Origin of the sequence: Collinsella intestinalis, from assembly GCF_902501455.1 — a bacterium.
Taxonomy (GTDB): domain Bacteria; phylum Actinomycetota; class Coriobacteriia; order Coriobacteriales; family Coriobacteriaceae; genus Collinsella; species Collinsella intestinalis.
On the sequence record NZ_CABWIC010000007.1, the window covers coordinates 234417 to 260935 of the forward strand.

A 26519-nucleotide genomic window follows, 5' to 3' on the forward strand; every position below is an offset into this window, starting at 1 on the left:
TGACTTGAGCGTTATTCGATCTGCTGCAGGGTGAAGAGCTGTAGGGGCTCGTAATCGGCGTCCTCATCGTCGAACGATGCCCGCCTGGCCGTCCGATCCTTCCACCAGAGCTGCTCGAAATCCTCGACGGGCGCGATGCGGTAGACGTGGGTTTGCGTGCTTCCGTCTGCGAAGGTCGCGGTAATCTCGAGCGTTCCCGAAGCGAGTTCCTCGGCGCAGGCGCGCTCGACCTCGTATGAGTGGCGGCCGCTGGCCTCCTCGTCGTATACGCTCGCATACGAGAGCTCCCTATCTGTCTCGTCTGCTTTCTTGATCGCATCGGTCTCGGGCGTGGTGACGCGCAGATCGAGTTGATGGATGTCGGGCAGCGTCGCGTCCGGCCCGCCTACGGTGATCGACGAGAGGTACTCGGTTCCCAGGCTCTCGCCGGGCAGCACCTTCCCGCGGTCGCGCATGCCCTCGAGCATTACGTTCTCGTTGGTCGAGCGGTACTCGACCGAGGCCACGTCGTTGCCGAGGACGCCTGGATCGATGGTGTACGCCGTCGTGTAGCTGCCGTCATCTCCCTGACTCCACGAGCCCGAGCTCATGATGATATCCGTCGAGGTTATGACGGTGTTCTCGCCCTCCTCGACCGCGCTGCCGTCGGCGTAGGCGGCAAGGACGAATCCCTGCATCCCCGCCACGGGGGTGACGGGCGCGCCGCGGCCCATCAGCCGGGGGAGTGCGAAGGCGCCGCCGAGCGCGAGCAGCGCCGTGCATGCGGCGACGGCGGCGATGCGCAGGCCTCGACAGGGTGCGGGCGCTGATGCCGATGCGGTTCGTGCGGACATGTCGGTGCGCCCAGAAGCGGCAGGGACGGATGCGCTGCGAGCGCGCTCGCGGGCGACGGCGCGCTGGATGCGCGTGAGTGAAGCGTCATCGCTACCGACGCTTTTCATGGTGCGGACGTAGTCATCCATAAGGTTCTGTGTCACGACGGGGCTCCTCTCTAATATGCGGTCTGCTGCATTGCGGGGTCGGTCGGTTCGTTCGGGTCCGCGGCTGTGCTGTGCGTAGAGGCGGGCGCGGACCCCGCTGCTTCAAGTCGCGCGAGCTCGGCGGCCAGCTTCTTGCGTCCGCGATGCAGGCGCGTGCGGGCTGCCGCCTCCGTGCATCCCAAGATGTCCGCGACCTCAGCGATGCCGTATCCCTCGACGTAGTGAAGGTGCAGCGCGCAACGCAGCTTGTCGGGTAGGCGCTCCATGGCCGTCCATACTGGATGGTTGACGACTTCCTCGATGGCCGGGTCCCACGTCTCTCGGTCCGCAACGGCAGCCATGTCCTCGTGCGTCTCGACGCGGCGACGCCAGGCCTGCCGATGCAGGTCGATGCATGAATCGTGGGTCGCGCGCAGCAGCCACGCGCGCAGATGATCATCGTCGTGGAACCTTGTGGCGCTTCGCAGCAGCTTGATGAACACATCCTGGGCGATATCTTGGGCGTCCGTCGCACTGTGCGTCCGTGCGAGCGCGAGTCTCAGGACTGCTCCGCGATGATGCTCGATGGCGTGCTCCATGAAAGCTTCGGATTGGAGCGCCTCGACGGTATGTGGTGGTTTTTGTTTCATGCCTTCCACCTCCTCACCCCATACACGGCGAGAACTATTGAATTGTTACATCCGTGCAACCTCAATTTAGGGACTGTCCCTAAATTGAGGTTTACGGGCGGGTTAACGTTTCTTGACGCGCCCCGCGGCGTTGCGGATCGTCCACTCTCCGATGCCGGTGAGCCTCTGAACGTGCTTCACCGTTAGCCCGCATTCGCACAAGGCCTTGAGCACTTGGTTTCTTGTTTTCTTCGGCAGCTCTTTGACGCCCGTTGCCGTGCATCCGAAGGACTCGAATACTTGCTGGGCGAGCGTAGCCCTCTCGTCTTCGTCGGCATACTTTTTGAAGGCTGGTCGATATCCGGTGACGTTGTCGTTGATGGAGAACATCACAAACGCCTGGATCCCACCAAGTAGCTCGAGAAGCGTGTCGATATCTGCGAATCTCGATACGCCGGATGTATACTCTGAATAGCTGCACCACGGGTAGCGATCAGGCGTGATCCCCATGCCTTTGAGAGGGTTGTTGTGGACGTATTTCACCGCTGCAAGCAACTGCTCGTCATCAATAATGGGAACGCTTCCGTAGCGCCCTTCGAACACGTGGCCTGAGTGTCCGAATGTGTGGTTGAAGTACATTGCATACGTCGAGGCTACGCGTTGGATGGCTGTGCTTATGCGGTCGAGCGGGTCGTCGATGATGAGGTGCACATGATTGTCCATAAGGCACCATGCGATGAGCGTGACGCTGTCGCGTGAAAAAGAGGACCGGGCGGCCTCCATGAATGCCGCCCGGTCCTTATCGGTTTCAAACAGGTTCTGCTTGCCGTTTCCTCTCAGGATCACGTGGTAAAAGCCGGTTTCCGATCGCTTTCGTGAGGTTCTCGGCATGTGGCATCTCCTGTTTCGTTTTTGGCTTGTTTACACATGCCTCAAATTAGGGAAGTCCTTAATTTGAGGCGGATTTAGATGTCAGAACCTCAATTTAGGGACTGTCCCTAAATTGAGGTGAACGTGTCGCGATCGGGGGCGAAGGACTGCATGGCCTCGATGGTGCGCGCGAACAGTTCATCGAGCTCCCAGCCGAGCATCTCGGCGCCGGAGCGGATGACATCGCGTGAAACGCCGGCGGCGAAACGCTTGTCCTTGAATTTCTTCTTGAGGGACTTCACGTTGAAGTCCATGACGCTCTTGGAGGGACGCATCACCACGGCTGCGCCGATGAGACCCGTGAGCTCCTCGGTGGCGAACAGGATCTTCTCCATCATCAGCTCCGGCTTGGGCAACTCGGCGTTGAAATCGCTTGTGTGCGTCTGGATGGCGCGGATGAGCTCGGCGGATCCACCAGCGGCCTCGATGTCTTTCGCAGCATAGATGGTGTGGTTCATCGGGTCGTCGTCGTGCTCTTCCCAGTCGAGGTCGTGCAGCAGGCCGACGATGCCCCAGAACTCCTCGTTCTCGGGATCGTACTCGCGTGCGAAGTAGCGCATCGTCTGCTCGACCGTCTCTGCGTGCTCGATGTGGAACGGATCCTTGTTGTGTTCGCTGAGCAGGGCGAATGCTGCTTCGCGGGTCATGCCGGCGTTGAGCTGTGCCATGGTTCCTCCTAGATAACGGCTGCGATTGCAAAAAAGGTGCCCGAGACCCCCGCCTTATGGCGCGCGTGCGCACCGTACCTACGGTCGGGGGTCGGACACCTTGATTCCCCCATCCGGTGAAGGGGGAGGCTTGCTACACCACACTATAGCACGATGGAGTGCGGGCCTTACCGTTGTGCTGCACCTCGATTCCGCGCCTCAATTTGGGGACTGTCCCTAAATTGAGGCGGGGCGTCAATCAGTTGAGTGTCGGGATTTCGCCCGCTTGGATGATGGCTGCCTTGAATCGCTCTTCTACAGCGTCTTCGTCGGCTCCGAGGGCGACGGAGAGCTCTTCGAGCGTGCGGCGGCGCGCCTCCTTGAGCATGCGGGAATAGTAGCTGCTCGGTTTCTTTCCATGGGCTTCCGCTTCTGCGATGCGGTGACGCATGGTCTTTGCGACACGCACCGTCTCGGGAGCTCCGAGTTTGAGCTGTTGCTTGAAATGCGTTTCCTCGAGTGCGCTGTTGCGTTCGGTAAATGAATCGACAGTCAGGTCGGCGTAGGAGTCGATGAGGTCTTCGGCGTCCTCGCGCGAGATGATTGCATGGAGGCGGCTCTGCTGGGCAAGGGGATACATGAGGTGGGTTTCCGCATGGCCGGATTTGGCGCGGAGCAAAATCATGGGGTGCGCGACGTCCTCGGTGAATCCGGTGACCGTGCAGACTCCTTGGCCGGGATGAATAACGTGCTGTCCGATTTCAAACATGCTTCCTCCAAATGAATACGCGATACGCTCAGTAGCAACAATAATACCATGTTTATATGGGAGAACCTACAGAGGACTCATTGCAGGACGTGAATAATGATGCATACGGTATTGGAAAAATGCCTGAATGAGCTATTCTCGCAATTTAAATTCCGTATCTTTCTATGCGTTTTCCTGTAGATTTGAACTTGGAAAAAGCGGGCTATCGCATGTTTTCGGGGATTTCACGCCCCTAAGCTGCTGCGCTGTGCTAGAGTACAGTGCGTCTGTACGTGAGCCCTGCGAGAAGGACATTTCAGGGCCATAGGATGAGGAGGACCTCTATGCCGGAGAAGATTGAAGAGTTGGTGCGCACTGCCCTCGCCGCCGCTCAGGAGGCTGGCGACCTGCCCGCGTTCGAGCTCGAGGATTGTGGCATGGAGCGACCGGCTGACACTTCTCACGGTGAGTGGACCTCCACTTGCGCGATGAAGTCCGCCAAGCTGGCCCACTGCGCACCCAAGAAGATCGCCGACGCCATCGTGGCCCACATGCCCGAGAGCGCCGAGATCGCCAAGGTCGAGGTCGCCGGCCCCGGCTTCATCAACTTCTACCTGAACGCCGCCGCCAACAACGCCATTCTGGACGTCGCTCGCAAGGAGGGCATGGACTTTGCCAAGTCCAACGTCGGCCAGGGCCTGAAGACCCAGGTCGAGTTCGTTTCCGCCAACCCCGTCGGTCCGATGCACGTCGGTCACGGCCGTTGGGCTGCGCTCGGTGACTCCCTCTGCCGCGTCATGAGCCACGCCGGCTATGACATCCAGCGCGAGTTCTACATCAACGACCACGGTTCTCAGATGGACGTGTTCGGCAACTCCATCTCTTACCGCTACATGCAGCTCATCGAGATCATGGAGAAGGAGGGCCTCGATATCGACGGCGCTCGCGACTTCCTGGCTCAGGACCGCGACAACTTCGTTCAGGATGAGGCCGACGAGCACCTGGATTCCCATCCCTACATGGACGCCTTCACCGAGGGCCTGGGTGGCAACGCCTACGGCGGCACCTACATCATCGACGAGGCCGCTGCCTTCTATAAGAAGGACGGCGACAAGTGGGCCCACGTCACGGACGAGGAGCGCATGCTCTACTTCCGTGAGGAGGGCTACGCCAAGATGGTCGAGAACATGCGTCAGCTGTGCCACGACGTCCGCTGCGACTTTGACAAGTGGTTCTCCGAGCGCACCGTCTACATCAAGGACACCGAGGGCGAGCACGCCGGCACCTCCGCCGTCGACCGCGCCTTTGCCAAGCTCGACGAGATGGGCTATCTCTACAACAAGGACGGCGCCCTGTGGTTCCGTTCCACCGATCTGGGCGACGACAAGGACCGCGTTCTGGTGAAGGCCAATGGTGAGTACACCTACTTCGCCTCCGACGTTGCCTATCACTGGGATAAGTTCCAGCGCGTCGACCATGTCATCGACATCTGGGGCTGTGACCACCACGGTTACATCAACCGCGTGCGCTGCGTTTGCGACGCCCTGGGTTACCCCGGCCAGTTCGAGGTCCTGCTCGGCCAGTTCGTGAATCTGCTCCGCAACGGCAAGCCGATTCGCATGTCTAAGCGCAAGGGCACCATGGTCACCTTCCAGGAGCTCGTTGACGAGGTCGGTGCCGACGCCACTCGTTACACCCTGATCTCCCGCTCTTCCAACCAGGCCATCGATTTCGATATCGAGGCCGTCAAGGAGAAGAGCCAGAACAACCCCGTGTACTACGTCCAGTACGCGCACGCCCGCATCTGCTCCATCCTGCGCAAGGCCGCCGGCGTCACGCCGGAGGAGGCCGCTGAGATGGGCATGGACGCCGTGGCCGCCAAGGCCATCGGCGAGAACGTCGACTACGCGCTGCTGACCGACCCCACCGAGCTCGCGCTCTCCCGCAAGATCTCCGAGCTCGAGGACCTCATCGCCTCCTGCGCCCGCGACCGTGCGCCTTTCCGCCTGACCCACTTCGCCGAGGAGCTGGCCGCCGGCTTCCACAGCTTCTACCAGGCCTGCCAGGTTCTGCCGAGCGAGGGCCGTCCGGTCGACGCCGAGCTGTCCCGCGCACGTCTGGCCGCCTGCGACGCCGTCCGCTCCGTGCTCGAGCTGGTTCTGAGCCTTATCGGTGTTTCCGCGCCCACCACGATGTAAATCGGCGTCTGCGCTGGTTCCCAATCGAATGAAAATGCCCGGATGCCTTTGCGTCCGGGTATTTTTCTATGCCGAACGGTTGCAATGTGGTATATTCAACCCAGCGCGACCTGCGCTTTCATTTTTCTTACCTACATTTTTCAAACAAGTGATATATCGGCGCGTATCGACGCCGTGCTTGTACTAACGCGAGAAGAAAGTAGAACCGCGTGTCTGAAGAAGCGAATATCGAGAAGGCTCCGAATAGGGACGATCGCGCGCCTGAAGTTGCGCCTACCCCCGTGGTCGACGCTCCCGGTACCCGGGAGACGAGCGCGCCCGTCAAGGCCCGTGCCGCCCAGACCGAAGTTACCCCCGAGTCTGTGGTCGTTTCGGCTGCTCAGGAGCCTGAGGTAAAGCCCAAGCGCCGTGCCCGTAAGACGGCGGATTCGGCTGCGGCACCCGCGGCGCCCCGTCGTCGGGCGCGTGCCGTTTCGGAGTCTGAGGATGTAGAGGTGCCGGCTAAGCGCCGTACCCGCAAGGCCAAGGCCGCTGCCGGGGATGCCGAGGCTCCCGCGGCTCCCGCTGCAACTGCGGAGGTCATGCAGGCCCGCGCTCTCGCACAGATCAGCCAGGCCTCTGTCGTCCGCAGGCAGCGCCGCGCCGCCGAGCGTGCGGCAGAGGTGCTTTCCGCCGCCGAGCCGGCTGTGGGTGCGCAGGAAGTCAAGGTGGAGGCACCGTTGATCGATCCCGCGCTGCGTCCGCACCGTCGTGGCCGCAAGCCGAAGGCGTACGTTGAGGCCGAGAAGGCCGCCGCTGCCGCCCTGGCGGCTCAGCAGGCTGCCTTGATGGCGGCTCGCGACGAGTCGAAGGCTGATGGGCCTGCGGAGAAGGATTCTCAGAAGTCCGATCGCGAGCCGGGCATTCAGGCTGAGAGGGTCGAGGAGACTTCCGTCGAATCCGCGCAGCCCGCCCCTGCCTCATCTACCGAGGAAGCCTCTGAGAAAGAGGCCGCGGTCAAGAGGGACGCCCGTCCCGGACGCGCCTCCCGCGCGAGAAAAGCGGTGCGTGAAGACGCCCCCAAGTCGGGTGCTGACGAGGATGGTTCCAAGCCCAAAAGCGAGGAGGCGTCCGATAAGGCCGACCAACCTGCGGATAAGGCCGAGGCGAAGGCCGAGGAGAAGCCTTCCGGCAAGCAATCCCGTCGCAACCATAAGGATCGCCGCGACGCTGAGCGCGCCGAGGGCCCGTCTTCCAAGGCCGATGCCCGTCGCGAGCGTCGTGAGCGCCAGAAGGAGAACCGCAAGCAGCGCAACAACCGCTTTGCTCCAATCGAGCCCTCGCTCACGCGCGAGGAGCTCACGGCCATGAAGGTCGCCGAGCTTCGCGAAAAGGCCCGCTCTCTCGAACTCGACCCGACGGGTGTCAAAAAGGCCGACCTGGTCGAAATGATCTATGCCGCCGCCGCCCGCGCCGAGGGATTCCGCGACATCGAGGGTATTCTCGACATGGATAACCAGGGATTCGGCTACATTCGTGCACACGGCTATATGCCCAGTCGTGACGACGCGTTCGTCCCCGCGCAGATGATCCGCGCCGCAGGGCTTCGCGCCGGCGACTTGGTTGCCGGTACGCTGCGCCCGATGCGCGCCAACGACAAGCTTCCGGGACTCGCCAAGATCCGCTCGGTCAACGGCCTCGAGCCCGAGCAGATCAAGCATCGTCCCAAGTTCGCCGATCTCACGCCGATCTATCCCAACGAGCCGCTCAAGATGGAGCATGGCAAGGACTCGATTACGGGCCGCGCGATCGACATCGTGAGCCCCATCGGCAAGGGCCAGCGTGGCTTGATCGTCTCGCCTCCCAAGGCGGGCAAGACCACGATCTTGAAGAAGATCTGCCAGTCGATCTCGATCAACAACCCCGAGGTGCATCTCATCTGCCTGTTGGTCGATGAGCGCCCCGAGGAGGTCACCGATATGCAGCGCTCCATCAAGGGCGATGTGGTGGCTTCGACCTTCGATATGCCTGCCGACAACCATACGCGCGTCTCAGAGCTCGTGATCGAGCGTGCCAAGCGCATCGTCGAGCTTGGTGGCGACGTTGTGGTGGTGCTCGACTCCATCACCCGTCTCGCCCGCGCGTACAATCTCGCCGCGCCTGCATCGGGTCGCATTCTCTCCGGTGGCGTTGATTCTGCCGCTCTGTATCCGCCCAAGCGCTTCCTGGGCGCCGCGCGCAATATCGAGAACGGCGGTTCACTCACGATTCTGGCCTCTGCGCTCGTGGACACCGGTTCCAAGATGGACGAAGTGATCTTCGAGGAGTTCAAGGGCACTGGCAATATGGAACTCAAGCTCGACCGTGACCTCGCCGATCGCCGCATTTTCCCGGCTATCGATCCGGTCGCCTCGGGTACGCGCAACGAGGACTTGCTGGTCGACGAGCAGATGCGTCCGTTCATGTGGGGCATCCGCCGTATCCTCGCCGGTATGAACAATACGGAGCGCGCTGCGGCGTCCTTCATCAAGGGGCTCAAGGGCACGAACTCCAACCAGGATTTCCTGATTCGCACAGCCAAGAAGGCCGCTGATCATCCCGAGGCGCTGTAGAGATAGCTGACCAACCCATCACAACGAAAATCCTCCTTGCCGTTTGCATGCGGGCAAGGAGGTTTTTTTGTTCGATTCGTCGCGCGTTGGGCTGCGGCGCTGCTTTTAGAGAATTCCCAGGGCGCGCTCGACGGCCAATGCCGCCTTGTAGGGGAGAATGCGCGACGCCGCGTAATAGGCCTTCATATCGAGGGAGGGGATGCAGAGATCCTTTCCGCGGTTGCTGGCGCGCAGGGCCGACTTGGCGACGTCCTCGGCGCGCTCGAATCCGATGGCGCACATGGCGTTCGCAGCTGCCTGATCGCCGGGCTGATCCAGGAATTCGGTGTGCATGAATTTGGGGCACAGAGCTGTGACGTGGATGTCGGCTTCTCCCAGCTCGGCGTTGAGCGAGCGGGACAGGTCGAGGATGAAGCGCTTGGCCGCCGAATAGACGGCGAGCTTGGGTTGTGGGAGGAACGCCGCCACGCTTGCGACGTTGATGACGCGCGAGCCCGCGCGGTAATAGGGGAGTGTGCGGTAGATCAGCTCGACTGGGGCGACCATGAGCAGCTTTGCCATGCTTGCCCCGTCCTCGGGCCTTTGCGCGGCGATCGGCCCAAACGTTCCAAAGCCCGCATTGTTGATGAGCAGTGCGACTTCGGCGGTCGGGGTCTCGGAGAGGGCCCCATCGATCACATCGAACGAGGCGGGGTCGGTCAGGTCCAGGCAGAAGGGACGCACGGGCGTGTCACAGGTGCGGCGTAGGGCCTCGAGCCGATCGGCTCGGCGGGCGACAACCCAAATCTCATCGAGCTTCCCGGCTGCGCCGGCATCCAGCTGCTTGACGAATTCGCGACCGAGGCCCGAACTCGCCCCCGTGACGATGGCGATGCGTGTCATGCTCGCTCCTTTACTCAAACGATCCGTTTGCGGATAAGACGGAATGCCGAGGTACTTGTTCCCTAAAGTTCCCGTTTGCAACAGATGGCCCGATTTGTCGCCGTCGGCGGTTGATACTTGCAAATACCTGGGAGTTCTCTTTATAATGCAACGAAGATCGCGACGGAAAACGCAGATGAAACGCACTACCAACCGTTGTCGGGGTCATTCCCTGCGCGCCACACTTCATCTTTTCCATCCGACTTATTGCGAACCGGTGCATCCGCGCCGGTCATCGTTGTTTAGAGCACGTTTGCGAGGGTGACGAAGGAGCGCGTCATGGCTGTCGAGAGCATGGGGTATCGCAAAGGGGCAATCGCCATCTCAGTGGGGCTGGGCGTGGCGCTGCCGTTGGCCGCATATGCCGCGACTCTGCCGTTCGATGGGGTCAACGAGGCGATTCGCTCCGATATCTTGCCGCTTGTCGCCGGCTCGCTCGCTGGAGTCGGCCTGCTCGCCATATCCGGCCACCTTATGGATGCCCGCGCGGAGCGTCTCGCCGAAGAACAGGTCGAAGCCGCTCGATTCAAGTCCGCGTTTGCCGATGCCCGTTCGGCTGCCTCCACGTATGTCTCGCGCGCCGGTTCTCGCCCGCACGGTCATCGGGGTGGAAGGTCCGCCACTCCAGATGGCGTCCCGGTCATTTCGCGTGCGGTCGATGCGCTCGACGAGGCCGAGGCTTGGGCGGAGATCGACGCCATGTTCAGCGGTGATTCCCCGTTTAGCTGCGACCCCACGCGCTCGAAGGACATGTATCAAATCGCGCTCGAAGAGCTGCGCCGCACGGAGCAGGCGGCGGCTCAGGCGGCTGCCCGTTCTGCAACTGCGGGGGCCGATGCACGCGAGGATGTCATCGGTCGCGATGAGGCCATGGCGTCTCTCTATGGGGGTACTGTTACGCGCGCGTCCTATGTCCCCGTGCTTCCCAAGATGCAACCCGCTTCTGCTCCCGTCTCCGCCGCACCCGTTCGCCCCGTTGCCGTAGCGGCGACCGTCGAGGACGTTGAGGTCCCCATGGCGGATTACTCGGGCCATGAGGACATGTGGGCCCGCGCTCTCGCCATTCTGGCCGAGGACACGACGCCCAAGGCCCCTCAGGGCGACCAGACGGTCTGCGTTGGCGTGGACCGCATGGCGGCGCTTGCCGAGGGGGGCAATGAAACAAAGATGCACACGCGTGTCAACGCGATGATTGAAGACGAGTTCGACAAGGTCAAGTCAAAGAGCGTCCATGCGGTCGCCCATGAGTATCTCAAGGTCATCGAGGGCGGCACGGCGTCGCTTGATGCTCGCCAGCTGGCGGAGGCGTAGCGCGTGTCCTCGCTTATACGGGACATAAAGGAGAGGGTGAGCATTCCGGGACTCGTTCTCGTCGTTCTGTTCATCAGCGTGATCTGGGGTAATTCCCTTGTTGCGGGAGAGGGCAGCGGTTCTTTGAGTGCCGGGGTCATGGAGTGGGTCCAAGGGCTTTTGCAGTCGCTGGGACTCCCCTTTGCCTGGGTCACGAATTTCCTGATTCGCAAAGCGGCCCACTTTACGGAGTATTTCATCCTTGCCCTGCTTTCGTCTTATGCGTTCGACCCCAAGCGCAGCGCTGGATCGGAGGGCGTTGTCGCCGCGTGCGTTCTTTGCGTGCTGGTCTCGTCGATCGATGAGACGATTCAGCTGTTCGTGCCGGGGCGTTGCGGCCAGGTAACCGATGTCCTGATCGATTGCAGCGGGGCTTTCATCGCCACGTTCATAAGGAGCACGGCGGTGCGATGGTATCGCCGTAGGGAATACGGACGCAACGCCTAGCTGGATCGGGTCCGGGGGTCTTGATTTTGGCGATGTTTTCCCATCGCCAAATTTTTCAAAAATACCCCTTGCAATGTTTTTGATAAGAATGCATAATACTCTTCGCTGTGTGACAGACATGGTGGGTGTAGCTCAGTTGGCTAGAGCGACGGGTTGTGGTCCCGTAGGTCGAGGGTTCGAGTCCCTTTACCCACCCCATTCCCTTTCACACGGTAGATGCAAAGGGGCGATTAGCTCAGCTGGCTAGAGCAGGGGACTCTTAATCCCAAGGTCCAGGGTTCGAATCCCTGATCGCCCACCACATTGCATCCTTTGGACATACGGGCGATTAGCTCAGCTGGCTAGAGCAGGGGACTCTTAATCCCAAGGTCCAGGGTTCGAATCCCTGATCGCCCACCCATTGAATTGTGCAGCCTCGCGAGAGGCTGTTTTGCTATCTGTAGCGAGTCCTAGCTTCGGTCCCTTTTGCACTCATGCATGTACGTTCTGATGCATGTATGGCCAGACTCGATATGATGTCGCCCTTGCTGTCGCGCCTAAGGAGTAAGATCGCGACAACAAGTGTACATTTTGGGGAAGGTTTTCCGTTCAATTTGCTTTAGCCCATCACGACGGCCGACGTTTCCCCAGGTAATTTTTGAAGGGAAGCGCTTTTACAAGCGTTGGAGAGCCAAAACCTTCCCCAAAACGTACACGTATGGTTTCAGCGGCACTCAATCGGCGCGATAGTGCGATCCGAGGCCCTCGGTACGGTTTCTCATTGCCTGCAGCATCGCCTGGGCGAGCTTGAGTTGCGAGGAGACGCGTATCCCACGTGCAAGTGCGGCGTCGGCGGGTATCACGCAGCCACGGCAATCTCCGTGATATCGTGCTTCGCGTTGCAGTCGTTCAATATCGTCGAGTGCCGTTGCAAGGCCTTCTTCGGTCCGTTGAATCATGGCATGCGCGCTCATGGTCCCCTGCATGTCCTTGGTGATGCGGCTCGCGTCCATGTCGTCTAAAGGCGCTGCGTTCATCCGGATGCGCTCAAGTGACTCTTTGAGGATGCGGTCTGCATTGATACAGGTCGATGCTGCGGTGCCTTGATTCGCGGCGCCCTTGCCGGCAATCCGTCCAAAAACCAGGCTGTTTGCACTGGAGAGCCCCCCGATTCGATCGGCGCCGTGCATGCCGCCCGTGACTTCACCACATGCAAAAAGTCCTGGTACGCTCGTCTTGGCATGAGCGTCGATGCGGATACCGCCGTTTGCTGCATGCGCGTACATCGCAACGCGCAGCTCGTCGTTGGGGGTGATTCCAAGCTCGTCTTCCATCCATTGCGCGAACGTCTGCACGAACTCCGGTGCGTCGTCTTTGGGAAAGTTATAGTGGACGGCGATTCCGTCTTCTCCCGCGGCGTCGATTGCCATGTCGACGAGTTCATCACCGAGACGGCACGTGAACGGTCCGTGTCCTGAGCGCGCTTCAAGTAGATCGGAAAGCCCTTTGCGATCGGCGGGCAAAATACCGGCGGGGTCTTCGAAGACCGCATAGCGGAAGGTCTTTTCGTTGAAGACGATTCCACGGGCGGGCGAGACGAGCCCAGGCATCATTTGCATGAATTCGATATTCACGAGTGAGCAGCCCGCGTCGAGGGCGATGCCGTGTGCGGAACTGAGGACGTCTCGTGAGGTGAGACTGCGTTCAAACAGTCCTCCCGTGCCGCCGGAGCACAGGATGACCGACTTGGCGGGGAAGGGGAAAAGCTCCTGTTCGCGCCTGTCGTACAGGATGGCGCCGATGACCGGGCCATGTTGATCTCGAACGATTTCCATGAGCTCGCAGCGCTCTAGGAGCTCGATGCCGAGCCGTTCGATCTCGGCACGTGCGACGCGTTCGAAAGCCTCGCGCGTTATGCCCCGCCACAGGCGATTCGCGTGGTCGAAGCAGGGGATGAACGTGACCTCGCGCGCGCTTTCGGCGCTGGAGGGGCGTTTGAGGGGAACGCCGAGCTCCTGTTCAAGCCACTCGATTGCGGGGCGGATGTTGTGAACGAACGTCTCAACAAGGGCGGGGTCGGCGACGCCGCAGCCGACATTCTCGATGGTTGCGACAAGATCGGCCTCGTTTTCTTCGTCGGCTGGGCCGATAAGCCCCAAGCCCCAGGTGCCTGGATAGAAGCTCGATCCGCCGAAGAGTGGGCCGGCACAGGCGATTGTGACGTTCGCGCCCGCTCGCGCCGCCTCAATCGAGGAAACGATGCCGGCGATGCCGCCGCCGATTACGAGGACGTCGGTCTCTTCGTGCATGTTGGTCCCTTCTCACGTTCTGTCAAAAGCGTAGGGGTCTTACCGTTATAAGACAACCGATGCCCCAGTGAGGCTCTCAAATGGCCCATGAACGGTCGATTGTCCCTTGTGGCTGGTGCGAGCAACGTATGGGCGAAGGTCCGCTCTGAGGGGCTGTGCGCTGCCTTTGTGGTGCGGGGGCTCATCCCATTGCGCATCGGGTATAGTGCTGGCATCGCAAGGGAACCCGGAGATGGGATGGATGATATGAAGATCAAGGTTTTCGAACTCCGCGATGACGAGCGCGCGGCGTACGACCGTGTTGTTGGCGAGCTGCCCGCCGGTTGCGAGGTGGCCTGGTCCGCGGACACGCTTACGAGCGCGACGCTGGACATGCTGGATGGCGCTGAGGGAGTTGTCATCGTCAACAAGAGCCCGTTGGATGCGGACATGCTTCGCGAGTTGCATGATCGAGGGGTTCGGTATGTTGCAACGCGCAGCATCGGCTTCAACCATATCGATATAGATGCGGCCAAGGAGCTTGGCATCCATGTGTGCAATACGACCTATCCGCCTTATGGCGTGGCTGAGTTTGCCGTCATGCTCATGCTCATGGCTCTGCGCAACTACAAGCCCGCCATGTGGCGACAGCAGGTCAACGACTACTCGCTAGCCGGATTGCGCGGTCGCGAGCTGCGCACCCTTACCGTGGGCGTCATGGGGACGGGTCGCATCGGCCGCGCCGTTATCGATTATCTGCGAGGCTTCGGCTGCAAGATTCTCGCATACGATCCGTTCCCCAGCGAGGAGCTCGCCGCTCGCGGCGATGTCACCTATGTGGGACTCGACGAGCTGTACGCCCAGAGCGATCTTGTGACGGTGCATATCCCGCTCATGGAATCCACGCGTGGCATTATCGACTGCGAGGCGATTGCAAAGATGCGCGACGGCGTGGTGCTGGTGAATGTCAGCCGCGGAGAGCTCATGGATGTCGATGCGCTGGTCGAGGGCATTGAGAGTGAGAAGATCGGTGCCCTTGCCATGGATGTCTTCCCAGAGGAAGATGGCATCTACCATGTGAGCCGCACGCACGACATCCTGGCAAATCGCAACATGGCGTATCTGCGCCAGTTCCCCAACGTCATCCTGACGCAGCATATCGCCTTCTATACGGATATCGATGTCGACAGTATGGTCGAGCAGGGCATTCGCGGCATTTTGGCAATGGCGACGGGGGAGTGCCCAACCGAGCTGTAGCGTTTCACGCCCGTAGCTTTTCAGTCCGCATTACCAGTGTTGTGAAACATCGATTTTGGCAAAAGCGCGCCACTCGTGATGCGGAATCGTGGATAGCAAAATGGCCGCCACCCGAAGGTGGCGGCCATTATCATGCCGAGTCTATGCGTGCGGCGTGAATGCTACTCGTTGATGGCGGCGTTCACGGCAACGGCGCAGGCGACGGTGGCACCGACCATGGGGTTGTTGCCCATGCCGATGAGACCCATCATGTCGACGTGCGCAGGCACGGAGGAGGAGCCGGCGAACTGGGCGTCGGAGTGCATACGGCCCATGGTGTCGGTCATGCCGTAGGAGGCAGGGCCGGCGCCCATGTTGTCCGGGTGCAGGGTACGGCCAGTGCCGCCACCGGAGGCCACGGAGAAGTACTTCTTGCCGGCCTCGAGGCGCTCCTTCTTGTAGGTACCCGCGGTGGGGTGCTGGAAGCGCGTGGGGTTGGTGGAGTTACCGGTGATGGAGATGTCCACGTTCTCGTGCCACATGATGGCAACGCCCTCGCGGACGTCGTCGGCGCCGTAGCAGTTGACGGCAGCGCGGGGACCATCGGAGTAGGGGATGGTCTCGACGACCTTGAGCTCGCCCGTGAAGTAGTCGAACTGGGTCTTCACGTAAGTGAAGCCGTTGATGCGGGCGATGATCTGGGCGGCGTCCTTGCCGAGGCCGTTCAGGATAACGCGCAGCGGCGTCTTGCGGGCCTTGTTGGCGTTGAGGGCCAGCTTGATGGCGCCCTCAGCAGCGGCGAAGGACTCGTGACCAGCGAGGAACGCGAAGCACTCGGTGTCGTCGGACAGGAGCATAGCGCCCAGGTTGCCGTGGCCCAGACCGACCTTGCGGTCCTCGGCGACGGAGCCCGGGACGGTGAAGGCCTGGATGCCCTCACCGATGATGGCGGCAGCCTCAGAGGCGGTCTTGGCGCCCTTCTTGATGGCCAGCGCGCAGCCCAGGGTGTAAGCCCACTCGGCGTTCTGGAACGCGATGGACTGGGTGTCGTGCACGATCTCGCGGGCGTTCACGCCCTTGTCGAGGCAGATCTGCTCGGCTTCCTCGAGGGAGGCAATGCCGTTCTCAGCGAGGCAGGCGTTGATCTTCTCAACGCGACGCTCGTAACCTTCGAAAGTAACAGCCATGGTTATAGTCCCTCCCTTTCGTTACTCGTGGACCGGGAAGACGTTGGCGACCGTGTGGGTCTCCTCGTCCGTGCGCGGGTCGATGTACTTGGCGGCGTTCTCCCACTGACCGTAGTGGCCCATGGCGCCGGCGATGGCCTCCTCGGGGGTCTTACCGGCCTTGAGGGCGTCGGTGAACTTGCCGAGGTTCATGAACTCGAACGCGATGATCTCGTTGTTGGCGTTGAGGGCCATGCGGGTCACGTAGCCCTGGGCGAGCTCGAGGTAGCGAGCGCCCTTGGCCTTGGTGCCGAACATGGTGCCGACCTGGGAGCGAAGGCCCTTGCCGAGGTCGTCGAGGGAGGCGCCCACGGGCAGGCCGCCCTCGGAGAACGCGGTCTGGCTGCGGCCGTAGACGATCTGCAGGAAGATCTCACGCATGGCCACGTTGATGGCGTCGCAGACGAGGTCGGTGTTGAGAGCCTCGAGGATGGTCTTACCGGGAAGGATCTCGGAAGCCATGGCGGCGGAGTGGGTCATGCCCGAGCAGCCGATGGTCTCGACGAGGGCCTCCTCGATGATGCCCTCCTTGACGTTCAGCGTGAGCTTGCAGGCACCCTGCTGGGGGGCGCACCAGCCCACACCGTGCGTGAGGCCGGAGATGTCCTTGATCTCCTTGGCCTGGACCCACTTGCCCTCCTCGGGGATGGGCGCGGGACCGTGGTATGCACCCTTGGCGACGGGGCACATGTTCTCCACTTCCTGTGAGTACTGCATGCCTCTCCTCTCTTTCGTAGTTGGTGCCCATCTCGCGGCCAGTCGACTGCGCAACGGGCAAACCTGACATGCAGATTCATTTTAGCGCGATTTGTCCACCCAGTATTCCGTGAACGGTGGAAATTCGATTCTGGAGCGTTTCAATAGGTGAAATTGCGTGTGAAGTGTTCGCGCTTCGTGAAGAGACCGAAGGTTGACGTATTTCGCGCGCGGATTGAAACGATTTCAAGCCGACGAATCCCAGGAATGGTTGGGGTTATCGTGTCTCCCCGTTGTTGCGACGCGCCGATTCGGCGGGGCGAGGCTTTTTGGGCATCTTCACCGTGAGATCTCCTGTTTGCGAGCGTGTGACTTTGCGCTCGAGCGAGCTCGGCTGCGATGCGGTCGGGCGATACGCGATTCCCGCACGGCGTTTGACGCTGCCCCAATCGCCATGGGCGACGTGGACGGTGTTCTCGAGGCGGCGGTTCCATCGGTGGTAGATGCTTTCCCCGGTTGTGGAGCGCATGCCCATGCACGGTGCGGCGATGACGACGGGGAGCAGGTATTCAACGGAGCGCCAGATGACCAGGCCTGCAGATAGATGCCAGCCGAACATGTTGCCGAATAGATAGGTGAAGCCCACCTCGGCGCCGCCTGCGCCGCCGGGTAGCGGAATGGCGTTGACCAGGAGCTCGACCATCGAGCCCGAGGCGAGGCAGATCAGCAGGTCCGCTTCGAGGCCGAATGAGCGAAGTACGAAATAGGGGAGTGCGTACATGCATCCGAGCTGGAGCAGTGTGAGGAGCTCGACGACCGGAAGCACGTGCCAGTTGGATGCGGCGGAACGGAACGCCTGGGAGAAGGAAGTGACCTGCGTGGTGAGGAAGTCGAGATAGCGCTCGTAACGTTCGTCATTGAGGACGTGCAGGGCATGGCCCAGCTTGAGACCGAGACCGCCGAGCTTTTGGATGGGGCCGGGGAGCAGGCAAAGGAGAAGGACGCCGCCGACCTGGACGAACTTGAACCCGAACATGAAGACCCCGATCCACACGACATCGAGCCCAAGGATCTTGACGTCGGCGAAGGTCGTCAGGAAATAGTCACCGCAGAACAGCAGCATGATGGCGGCGAAGATGCCCTCGCCCGCCTCATAGAGGGTGAAGCGGACGAATTGCAATGCCGAGGCATCCGGCAGGGAAAGGCCCGCGCGGGTGAGGCGATAGATTTGGGAGGGGATGACGCCGGCACCGCCGGGGGTGAGGCGCATGAAGAAGACGCCGGAGGCCTCGACGCTCATGAGGTCTCGAAAGCCCACGGGGGAATCATGGTCGACCACGACGATGGCGGCGTATGCGAGGACACCGAAGACGTAATAGCACAAAAAGCAGGCGACGCCCGCGATGATCCACTGGGGGTTGACGCCTATGAGTGCACGGACGAAGTCGTCGAGCTGGCCGCTCAAGACGAGGTAGGCGGCGTAGGCGATTCCGAGGAACGCGAGGAAGATGAACGTGGTGCGCACCTGCTTCATGGAGGTGCTGTCGGCTTTGCGGTCCTGGACGGCCGAGGTGTCACCTACGGCGATCTTGGGGGCACGCCGATCGCGAGTCGGCTCGACGGACCCGGTTGCCCCGGTTGCCGTTGGGCGCTCCTGTTCGCGATCGATGTTCGACGTCATGCCTTGCCTCCATGGTGCATCGTGCGCCGCGTCGTCGCGGCCGTGTACACAGTGTACCCGTCTAGCGCCGTGCGGCCCCGGGCTTGTCCCGATGCACAAGATGGCTACGCGCTTCGATAAGCCTGAGCGTGCCATCGAGAGCGAGTGCGAGGGCGGCGCAGCAAATCGTGCCAGCGAGGATCTTGTCGATGTTCATGCTCCGCAGACCGCTGAGCAAGATCATGCCGAGTCCACCGGCGTTGATGGTTGCCGCGATGGTGGCAATACCGACGGTGGAGATGCAAGCCAGGCGTACGCCGGCGATGATGGCGGGAAGGGCGAGGGGCAGCTGCACTTTGAGCAGCACTTGCGAATCGCTCAGGCCCATGCCGCGCGCAGCTTCGATAAGTGCCGGGTCAACGCCACGAATACCCTCGAGAGCATTGCGGACGAGCATGAACTGGTTGTATACGACCATGACGATGACGGCGCTGGTGAAGCCCAATCCGGTCAGAGGGATGAGCAGGGCGAACAGTGCGAGACTGGGAATGGCATACGCTGCCCCGAGGACCTCTACTACGGCATTGCCGAGCGGTCGGCTCCGCAGACAGGTAACGGTGATGAGCGCGGCGATGGCACAGGAGATGAGCATGGTCGCGCCCAGCAGCATGAGGTGCTCGGCTGTCGCCTCGAGCAGGTCGTCGGCGTGCGTGGCCATGTATGACAACAGGCCCATCACGCCCTCCTGCCCTCGGGCGTGTAGCCCTGCGTTTCGAGCAGCTCGCGTACGAAGGGCGTGGCGGGATGTGCGAGCAGCTCTTCGGGGGTGGCGTATTGCTGCACGCGGCCGGCATCGACCACCAGGACCTTGGTGCCCAGCTTGAGCGCCTCGGTGACGTCGTGCGTTACGAAGATGAAGGTCTTGCCACTGCCGCGGTGGATGCGCAGGAGTTCGTCTTGGAGTTTGGCGCGGGTGATCGCATCGATGGCGCCGAAGGGCTCGTCGAGCAACATGATTTCGGGCGAGGCGGCCAATGCGCGCACGAGTCCGACGCGCTGTTGCTGGCCACCGGAGAGCTGCGAGGGATAGCGGTCGCGAAAATCGGCTGGGTCGAGGTGGACGAGCTCAAGCAGCTCGTCCACGCGGGCGTCGATGCGCCCGCGGTCCCACTTGAGGATCTTGGGAACGCAGGCGATGTTCTCGGCGACGGTCATGTGTGGGAACAGCCCCGTCTGCTGGATGACATAGCCGATGCCCCGGCGCAGCTCGACCGGATCAACGTTCGATATGTCCTGGCCGTTCACCAGCACGGTTCCTGAATCGGGGTCATGCAAACGGTTGATGAGCTTGATGAACGTGGTTTTGCCGCCGCCGGAGGTGCCGAGCACGCAGACGAGCTCACCGGGATCGATCACCAAGGAGACGCGGTCGAGCGCCGGTGCCGACGCGCCCGCGAAGCGCTTGGTGACATTTTTGAATTCAACTGCCGGGGTCATGAGCCGTCCTTCTCCGCTCGTAACGTTGCCTTGTCATGTCGGGAGCTGATGTTGGATGAGGTTTTTCGTACTCGTGTTGGGTTTTGCGAAGTAGAGGCGCGCTGAGCCCTGACAAAACCCCAGTTGGGGAAGCGCCGCCAAGGGAATGTACTTCGAACCTGCCGGAATCAGTACGAAAAACCTCATTGAAGTGCCGCGACTGCTATGAAATGGAGTCGTAGTAGTCCTTCGCGACGTCCTCGTAATCCTCCTTGTCGATGTCAACGCGGGCGTTGAGGCGCGTGAGCTCCTCGGTGGTGAGGGCGGCGTTCACGCGATCGAGCGCCTCGGCGATACCGGGGTTGGCCTCGAGGACTTCGGCGCGCACGACGGGAGCCACGTTGTAGGGCGGCCAAACGTGCTTGTCATCCTCGAGCAGCGTGAAGGTGGGGTCGGTGAGCTGGGCTTCGGTGGTGTAAGCGGGGGTGACGTCGGCCTCGTCGTTGCGAAGCACCTCGTACTTCAAACCCTCGTCGTAAATCGCGGAGGCCTTCCAGTCGAAGGGGCCGTAGGTGGCCTCGAGGGCGGGGAGGCCGTCGGCTCGCTCGTCGAATTGACCCTGGCTGGCGAAGCGCAGGTCTTCGGCGTGGGCCTGCAGGTCGGAAATGGTCTTGATCCCGAACTTCTTTGCGGCCTCGGTGCGAATAACAAGCCCCTGGCCATCGGCGGCCTCGGATTTGTTCAGCCATACCAGGTCGAACTGATCGGCATAGGCGCTCTTAACGGTCTCGTAGACCTCCTCGGGGTCGGTCAAGGGGTCCATCTTGAGGACGGAGATGAGGCCGGTGCCCGTATATTCGGGGTACAGATCGATGTCGCCGTTCTCGATCGCGGTGTGAATGAGTGAACCCGAGATCTCAAACGAGCGCTTGACGTTGAATCCCGCGTCCTCCAGGGCGAGGGCGTAGAGCTCGGAGAGGATGACGCCTTCGGTGAAGGCCTTCGAGCCGACCGTGATGGCGTTCTCGCTGCCTTTGGAGTTTCCGCAACCGGAAAGAGATGAGGCGCCCAAGAATGAGAGCGCTGCGGTGCCACATAGGGCTAGAGCGCTGCGACGGGTGATTGTGGTGTTCATGATGGTCCTTTCGGAAGGAATGACACGTGCCTGATTAGAAGGGCTGATCAGTGGCGGCTCTCACATTGCCGGGCGGCCGGTTGGTCATGCTGCGCCGAAGTCGATGGGCGGGAACGAGGGCCGTCCGTAGAATCAGCGGGCGGATGAGCCGACGTGTTCGTACGTGCGGATGCGTCGATCGACCATGGCGAGCACGCGATTGACGATCAACGAGAGCACGGCGACGGAGATACCGCCGATCCAGAGCAGGTCGTTACGGAGCGCTCCGAGCCCTGTATAGATGAGGATACCCAGGCCGCCCGCCCCGATATACGCTGCGAGTGTTGCGGATGCGATGATTTCGGAAGTGGCGGTGCGGACGCCGGAGAAGGCAAGCGGGAAGGCGAGCGGCGCCTTGACGGTGAGCCAGAGACGAGCCGGACTCATGCCCATACCGACTCCCGCCTCTATGACATCGGCGGGGACGCTTCTCAATGCGATGGCCGTGTTGATGAGGATGGGCGGGATGGCGAGGACGGTGAGCGCCACGACTGCGGGCACGGTGCCCACGCCCAGGTAAGGTACGCAGATAATGAGAATCGCCAGGCTGGGGATCACGCGAAGGACCCCAGCTGTCCCGGTGGCGAGTCGTTCGCTCCATGCGTGCCGGGAACACAAGATGCCGAGTGGGACCGCGATGGCGAGCGCCGCGGCGAGTGCCATGCCGCTGATGGCGAGATGGTCGATGACCATCTGGACCCATTCGGCCCCATGCTCGGAAAAGTATGTCGTAATCTGCTGGATCATCTCCACCTTGGTTCAACGGGGTCGCAAACGGTGACGGGTGAATTAAGCGCGGGCGCCTTGTGCCCCCTCAATTTAGGGACAGTCCCCAAATTGAGGGGGCGTGGAAGGGCTCTAGGCGTCGAGCATGCCGTCGAGGGTGCGCCAGGCGAGTTCGGCGCACTTGACGCGCGCCGGCATGTGCGAGATGTCCTTAAGCTGAGCGGCCTCGTCGAGGTCTTCGAAATCCTCCTCGGAGAGCTCCTCGCCGCGGATCATGGCGAGGAAAAGGCCCGACAGGCGCTTTGCCTCCTCGACGGTCTCGTCGGTGATGAGCTCGGCCATGATGTCGGCCGATGCCTGGGAGATGGCGCAGCCGTGACCGGTGAACGCGGCCTCCTCGATTACGCCGTTCTCGACGCGCAGTGAGAGCGTGAGCTCGTCACCGCAGCTAGGGTTGATGCCGTCGTGTGTGTGCGTGGGGGCATCCATCTCGTACTTGTAGTCGGGATGTGTGTTGTGCTCCATGAAAGAGGCGGAGCCGTAGAGGTTGCCCATGCTCGGGTCCTTTCGTGTACTGAAAACCTCAATTTAGGGACTGTCCCTAAATTGAGGGTCGCGTGCGACTAGTTGTGGAAGACGCTCCAGACGTGGTTGAGGGAGTCGATGAAGCGATCGATGTCGTACTTGTCGTTGTAGAAGGCGATGCTGGCGCGGCAGCAGGCGAGATTCTCGACCTGAAGCCAGGTGAGCAGCGGCTGAGCGCAGTGGTGGCCTGCGCGGATGCACACGCCGTCCATGTCCATGATGCTGGCGACGTCATGCGGGTGGATGCCGCGCACGTTGAAGCTGATGGCGCCATGGTGCTGGTCCCAGTAGATGGACCCGACGATGTCGACGAAGGGAAGCTCGACCATACGGCTCATGGCGTAGTGGACGAGTGCGCGCTCGCGCTCGGCGACGGTCTCGTAGCCGACCTTGTTCACGAGATAGTCCAGCGCGACGCCCGTGGCGTAGATGCCCGCGGCGTCTTGCGTGCCGGCCTCGAACTTCTCGGGCACGGGGGCCCAGGTGGCTCCCTGCTCGGTGACGGAGTCGATCATCTCGCCGCCGGTGTAGACCGGGTCGGTGCGATCGAGCAGGTCCGTGCGACCCCATAGCACGCCAACGCCCATGGGGCCGAGGGCCTTGTGCGCGGAGAAAGCCAGGAAGTCAGCCCCGAGCTCCCGCACGTCGAGGGCCATGTGCGGGACGGACTGCGCAGCGTCGACCACCATGTAGGCGCCGTTGGCGTGAGCGGCCGCGGCGAGCTTGGCGATGGGGTTCTCCACGCCGAGCACGTTGGAGACATGGCCGCAGGAGACGATCTTGGTCGCAGGGCCGATCTTGGCGGCGATTTCGTCGTCGGTGATCTGGCCGGTGGGGGTGGGGTAGAGGTAGATGAGCTTCGCGCCGGTCTCGCGGCAGACCTGCTGCCAGGGGATGAGGTTGGAGTGGTGTTCCATGATGGAGATGGCAACCTCGTCGCCGGGCTCGAGCACGTGCGGGGCAAAGCCCTTGGCCACGATGTTCAGGGCTTCGCTCGTGTTGCGGCAGAAGACGACCTCGTTGGCGCGGGCGCGACCGCGCTCGTCCACGGCGCCGATGAGCTCGGCGATTTGGGAGCGGACCTTCGCGATAGCCTCGGTCGCCTCGACGGAGAGCGAGTACAGGCCGCGTAGCGGGTTGGCGTTCATCGTCTCATAGAAGGTCTTTTGCGCCTCGAGCACGCAGGCGGGGCGCTGAGCGGTGGCGCCGCTGTCCAGGAAGGCGAGTTCAGGGTGCTGGGCGAGCAGCGGGAAGTCGCCCTTGAAGGGATTGAGCTCGATATCGACGCGCGGCCAGCCACGGCTGACCTCGTCGGAAGCATCGAAGACGAATTCAGACGGAGCCGTGCAGGTGTCGCACGTCACGTTCTCGGTGTCGATCACGCGATCTCCTCCTCAAAATGCGGGATGATCTGGTTGCCGAGGCGCACGACGTTGGCGCGCACGGCGTCATTGGGCGCCTGCAACGCGGCGTCCTCGAGCTTTGCGGAAAGGAACAGGGCTTCGGTCTGCTCCTGGGAGAGGCCGCGGCATGCCGCGTAGAAGAGCTGATCGGGTCGCACGTGGCCGATGGTTGCTCCGTGGTTGCCCGCGACGTCGTCCTCATCACACAGGATGTTCGGAACGGTCTTGTTGTCCACGCCCTTGCTCGCCAAAAGCACTGTCTCGCGCTCGTTGCCCTCGGCGCCCTTTGCCCCGTGGATGAGGTCGATGGTGCCGCGCAGGCACTTCTTGGACGTGCCCGTGAGTACGCCGTTGGCATCCATGTTGGAGACGGTCTTGCGCCCGCGATGGCGGATGATGTAGTTGAAGTCGCGCTGCTGGGTGCCCGAAGCGAGATAGCTCGTGTCGACGTCGATGCGGGAGCGGTCGCCGCGCAGGTCGGCCGCGAGGCCGGTGGCGGTGAAGCCGCCGCCCAGGACCACATGGCGCACGTTCACGCGGGCGCCCTCGTCCAGAACGAATCCGGAGTCCTCAACGCAGGTGACGGTATCGCTCGCGGTGAGGTACACCGTGATGTCGACGCGTGCGCCGGCGCCGGCGAACACGCGTATGGTGGAGCCCATGAAGGCGGGGGCATCGGCGTCGCTGTCGAGGGAGAGCGCGATGGAGAAGGTGGAGTTGGGCGCCGCGACGATGTCGATGCTGGCGCCCGAAGCCTCGCCCTCGTGCGTAGTGACGCGGATCGTGGCCTCGGCTTCCTCACCCTCCTCGGTGGCGAGCACGGCGGTGCCGCCCGCAAGGAAGTTGAGGTAGGCGCGCATGTCGGCGCCCACGCCGGTTTCAAAATCGTTTGCGATGTCGCAAGCGATTTCGGAGAGCACGGCGCGATGCTCATAGGTTGAGAGTGCGGGAATGTCGAGCTCCTCGGCTCCACGGTCGGCGCCAGTGGCGGCGGTGATCATGGCGCGCTCGTCGGCCGGCTTATCCGTGCGTGCACTGTCGATGCGCTCTTGGAGTGCGGCGACGGAACCCTCGAAGCTGGTGGTGTTGTCGAGTGTGTCTCCCGCCTCGATTTCGACCTGGCAGTTGCGCTCGAGGTCGTCGGGGATCTGAATCGTGACGTCGTTCACCTTGAGCCAGCTCCAGGTGGGGGCGGGCATGGCGGACGCATGGCGGATAGTCATACCTGGCATCTTCATTATCCGATCGCCCCTTCCATCTCGAGCTTGATCAGGTTGTTCATCTCGACGGCGTATTCGAGCGGGAGCTCCTTGGAAACGGGGTTCGCAAAGCCGTTCACGATCATGGTGCGGGCCTCCTCCTCGGAGATGCCGCGGCTCATGAGATAGAAGATCTTATCGTCGCCGATGCGGCCGATGGTTGCCTCATGTCCGATATCGACGTTTTTGGCGCGGATGTCCATCGCGGGGATGGTGTCCGAACGGCTGATATCGTCGAGCATGAGTGACTGGCACGAGACGCTCGCCGCGGATCCCTCGGCGGCCGGGGTGGCCACGATGGAGCTGCGGAACGTGGAGATGCCGCCGCCCTTGGAGATGGACTTGGTCTCGACCGTGGCGGTGGTGTCGGGCGCGCCGAGCACGACCTTGCAGCCGGTATCGAGGTTCTGGCCGGTGCCGGCGAACGTGATGCCAGTGAAGCTCGAGCGGCTCTTGCGGCCCGCGAGGACGCTCATGGGGTAGAGGTAGCCCACATGGCTGCCGAAGGAGCCCGAGATCCATTCGATCTCGCCCTCCTCCTCGCAGCGGGCGCGCTTGGTGTTCAAGTTGTACATGTTCTTCGACCAGTTCTCGATGGTCGAGTACCGCAGGTGCGCGCGCTTGCCAACAAAGAGCTCGACAGCGCCCGCATGCAGGTTGGCCACGTTGTACTTGGGCGCGGAGCAGCCCTCGATGAAGTGCAGGTCCGCGTCGTCCTCGACCACGATGAGGGTGTGCTCGAACTGGCCGGCGCCCTTCGCGTTGAGACGGAAGTAGCTCTGCAGCGGGAAGTCGAGCTTGACGCCCTTCGGCACGTAGACGAAGGAGCCGCCGGACCACACCGCGCCGTGCAGGGCGGCGAACTTGTGGTCGGTGGGCGGGATGAGCGTCATGAACTTCTCGCGGATGATGGCCTCCCACTCGGGGACCTGCAGGGCCTCCTCGATGCCGGAGTAGACGATGCCCATCTTGGCGGCGGTGTCCTGCATGTTGTGGTAGACGAGCTCGGAGTCGTACTGTGCGCCGACGCCCGCGAGGTAGCTGCGCTCTGCCTCGGGGATGCCGAGGCGCTCGAAGGTGTCCTTAATGTCGTCGGGGACGGACTCCCAGTCGTTCTTCTGGTCGGTGTTGGGCTTGACGTAGGTCACGATGTGATCCATGTCCAGGCCCTCGATGCCCGGGCCCCAGGTGGGGTTGGGCGTATTGTGGTAGATCTCGAGCGACTTGAGACGACGCTCGAGCATCCAGGCGGGCTCGTTCTTGCGCTCGGAGATCTCGCGCACGATATCGGGCGTGAGGCCGGCGTCCAGGCGCTCGAAGCCCTCCTCGCCATAGCGGAAGTCGTAGAGGCTGCGGTCGATGTCCGCGACCTCGGTGCGGTTCTTTGCCAT

The 26519-nt window shown here is 62.0% G+C and carries 23 protein-coding genes and 3 tRNA genes; 8 read left to right on the top strand and 18 right to left on the bottom strand.

The genetic code is table 11. The annotated features are described in order from the left end of the window. Positions 1-11 precede the first annotated feature (11 nt). The 5 genes from AOBCEHNH_RS02225 to AOBCEHNH_RS02245 form a co-directional block, all read right to left on the bottom strand. Positions 12-977 carry a hypothetical protein gene (locus AOBCEHNH_RS02225; protein ID WP_152062985.1) on the bottom strand — a complete coding sequence of 322 codons (966 nt, stop codon included), beginning with the start codon at positions 975-977 and terminating at the stop codon, positions 12-14. A 14-nt stretch (positions 978-991) separates the two neighbouring features. Beyond that, positions 992-1609, bottom strand: coding sequence for an RNA polymerase sigma factor (locus AOBCEHNH_RS02230; protein WP_152062986.1), 618 nt, complete (start codon positions 1607-1609; stop codon positions 992-994). A 102-nt stretch (positions 1610-1711) separates the two neighbouring features. Next, complete coding sequence (locus AOBCEHNH_RS02235; protein ID WP_152062987.1) at positions 1712-2479, bottom strand: transposase; 768 nt, start codon at positions 2477-2479, stop codon at positions 1712-1714. A 107-nt stretch (positions 2480-2586) separates the two neighbouring features. Continuing rightward, the gene (locus AOBCEHNH_RS02240) at positions 2587-3186 is read right to left on the bottom strand and encodes an HD domain-containing protein (RefSeq protein WP_152062988.1); all 600 of its coding nucleotides are present in this window, start codon (positions 3184-3186) and stop codon (positions 2587-2589) included. Between the two features lie 238 nt (positions 3187-3424). After that, positions 3425-3934, bottom strand: coding sequence for a CarD family transcriptional regulator (locus AOBCEHNH_RS02245; RefSeq protein ID WP_152062990.1), 510 nt, complete (start codon positions 3932-3934; stop codon positions 3425-3427). A 323-nt stretch (positions 3935-4257) separates the two neighbouring features. Between AOBCEHNH_RS02245 and argS the strand changes: the two genes are divergently transcribed. Next, complete coding sequence (gene argS, locus AOBCEHNH_RS02250) at positions 4258-6111, top strand: arginine--tRNA ligase (RefSeq protein ID WP_118271544.1); 1854 nt, start codon at positions 4258-4260, stop codon at positions 6109-6111. A gap of 209 nt (positions 6112-6320) precedes the next feature. After that, positions 6321-8702 (top strand): transcription termination factor Rho, encoded by a 2382-nt coding sequence (gene rho / locus AOBCEHNH_RS02255; protein WP_152062991.1) that lies wholly within the window; start codon positions 6321-6323, stop codon positions 8700-8702. A 105-nt stretch (positions 8703-8807) separates the two neighbouring features. Here rho and AOBCEHNH_RS02260 read toward each other — a convergent pair whose 3' ends face one another. Beyond that, entirely contained in the window at positions 8808-9584 is a 777-nt protein-coding gene (locus AOBCEHNH_RS02260; protein WP_152062992.1) for an SDR family NAD(P)-dependent oxidoreductase, read from the bottom strand. Positions 9585-9902: 318 nt separating this feature from the next. Between AOBCEHNH_RS02260 and AOBCEHNH_RS02265 the strand changes: the two genes are divergently transcribed. The 5 genes from AOBCEHNH_RS02265 to AOBCEHNH_RS02285 all read left to right on the top strand — a co-directional run bounded on the left by AOBCEHNH_RS02265 (position 9903) and on the right by AOBCEHNH_RS02285 (position 11816). Next, positions 9903-10934, top strand: a complete 1032-nt coding sequence (locus tag AOBCEHNH_RS02265) for a hypothetical protein (RefSeq protein WP_152062993.1) — start codon at positions 9903-9905, stop codon at positions 10932-10934. Positions 10935-10970: 36 nt separating this feature from the next. Continuing rightward, complete coding sequence (locus AOBCEHNH_RS02270) at positions 10971-11420, top strand: VanZ family protein (protein ID WP_226803204.1); 450 nt, start codon at positions 10971-10973, stop codon at positions 11418-11420. A gap of 121 nt (positions 11421-11541) precedes the next feature. Continuing rightward, positions 11542-11618: transfer RNA gene (locus tag AOBCEHNH_RS02275), tRNA-His, on the top strand. A gap of 26 nt (positions 11619-11644) precedes the next feature. Beyond that, positions 11645-11721, top strand: a tRNA-Lys gene (locus tag AOBCEHNH_RS02280). 21 nt (positions 11722-11742) lie between these two features. After that, positions 11743-11816, top strand: a tRNA-Lys gene (locus AOBCEHNH_RS02285). Between the two features lie 317 nt (positions 11817-12133). Here AOBCEHNH_RS02285 and AOBCEHNH_RS02290 read toward each other — a convergent pair. Continuing rightward, positions 12134-13708, bottom strand: a complete 1575-nt coding sequence (locus AOBCEHNH_RS02290) for an FAD-dependent oxidoreductase (protein WP_152062995.1) — start codon at positions 13706-13708, stop codon at positions 12134-12136. Between the two features lie 237 nt (positions 13709-13945). Here AOBCEHNH_RS02290 and AOBCEHNH_RS02295 point away from each other — a divergent pair, with 237 nt between their 5' ends. Next, the gene (locus tag AOBCEHNH_RS02295) at positions 13946-14944 is read left to right on the top strand and encodes a D-isomer specific 2-hydroxyacid dehydrogenase family protein (RefSeq protein WP_226803206.1); all 999 of its coding nucleotides are present in this window, start codon (positions 13946-13948) and stop codon (positions 14942-14944) included. Positions 14945-15105: 161 nt separating this feature from the next. On the opposite strand, the gene AOBCEHNH_RS02300 is transcribed toward AOBCEHNH_RS02295, so the two are convergent. The 11 genes from AOBCEHNH_RS02300 to sufB all read right to left on the bottom strand — a co-directional run bounded on the left by AOBCEHNH_RS02300 (position 15106) and on the right by sufB (position 26519). Beyond that, on the bottom strand, positions 15106-16110 hold the full coding sequence (locus tag AOBCEHNH_RS02300; protein WP_006722823.1) for a GGGtGRT protein: 1005 nt from the start codon (positions 16108-16110) through the stop codon (positions 15106-15108). Positions 16111-16131: 21 nt separating this feature from the next. Continuing rightward, a complete protein-coding gene (locus AOBCEHNH_RS02305; RefSeq protein WP_006721124.1) occupies positions 16132-16866 on the bottom strand; it encodes an iron-sulfur cluster assembly scaffold protein in 735 nt (244 codons plus the stop codon). Positions 16867-17122: 256 nt separating this feature from the next. Beyond that, a complete protein-coding gene (locus AOBCEHNH_RS02310; protein WP_152062996.1) occupies positions 17123-18526 on the bottom strand; it encodes a lysylphosphatidylglycerol synthase transmembrane domain-containing protein in 1404 nt (467 codons plus the stop codon). 61 nt (positions 18527-18587) lie between these two features. After that, entirely contained in the window at positions 18588-19241 is a 654-nt protein-coding gene (locus AOBCEHNH_RS02315; RefSeq protein WP_152062997.1) for an ABC transporter permease, read from the bottom strand. Next, positions 19241-20002, bottom strand: a complete 762-nt coding sequence (locus AOBCEHNH_RS02320; protein ID WP_152062998.1) for an ABC transporter ATP-binding protein — start codon at positions 20000-20002, stop codon at positions 19241-19243. Before AOBCEHNH_RS02320 ends, AOBCEHNH_RS02315 begins: the two co-directional genes overlap by 1 nt. 202 nt (positions 20003-20204) lie before the next feature. Continuing rightward, positions 20205-21116, bottom strand: a complete 912-nt coding sequence (locus tag AOBCEHNH_RS02325) for a glycine betaine ABC transporter substrate-binding protein (protein ID WP_152062999.1) — start codon at positions 21114-21116, stop codon at positions 20205-20207. Between the two features lie 132 nt (positions 21117-21248). Further along, positions 21249-21902: an ABC transporter permease gene (locus tag AOBCEHNH_RS02330; RefSeq protein ID WP_152063000.1), complete on the bottom strand. Its 654-nt coding sequence runs from the start codon at positions 21900-21902 to the stop codon at positions 21249-21251. A 111-nt stretch (positions 21903-22013) separates the two neighbouring features. Next, complete coding sequence (gene sufU, locus AOBCEHNH_RS02335) at positions 22014-22436, bottom strand: Fe-S cluster assembly sulfur transfer protein SufU (RefSeq protein ID WP_152063001.1); 423 nt, start codon at positions 22434-22436, stop codon at positions 22014-22016. A 68-nt stretch (positions 22437-22504) separates the two neighbouring features. Continuing rightward, positions 22505-23848, bottom strand: coding sequence for an aminotransferase class V-fold PLP-dependent enzyme (locus AOBCEHNH_RS02340; protein ID WP_193221147.1), 1344 nt, complete (start codon positions 23846-23848; stop codon positions 22505-22507). Continuing rightward, a complete protein-coding gene (locus AOBCEHNH_RS02345; protein WP_152063002.1) occupies positions 23845-25107 on the bottom strand; it encodes a SufB/SufD family protein in 1263 nt (420 codons plus the stop codon). Before AOBCEHNH_RS02345 ends, AOBCEHNH_RS02340 begins: the two co-directional genes overlap by 4 nt. After that, positions 25107-26519 carry a Fe-S cluster assembly protein SufB gene (sufB, locus tag AOBCEHNH_RS02350; protein ID WP_152063003.1) on the bottom strand — a complete coding sequence of 471 codons (1413 nt, stop codon included), beginning with the start codon at positions 26517-26519 and terminating at the stop codon, positions 25107-25109. The genes AOBCEHNH_RS02345 and sufB overlap by 1 nt, the downstream gene beginning before the upstream one ends.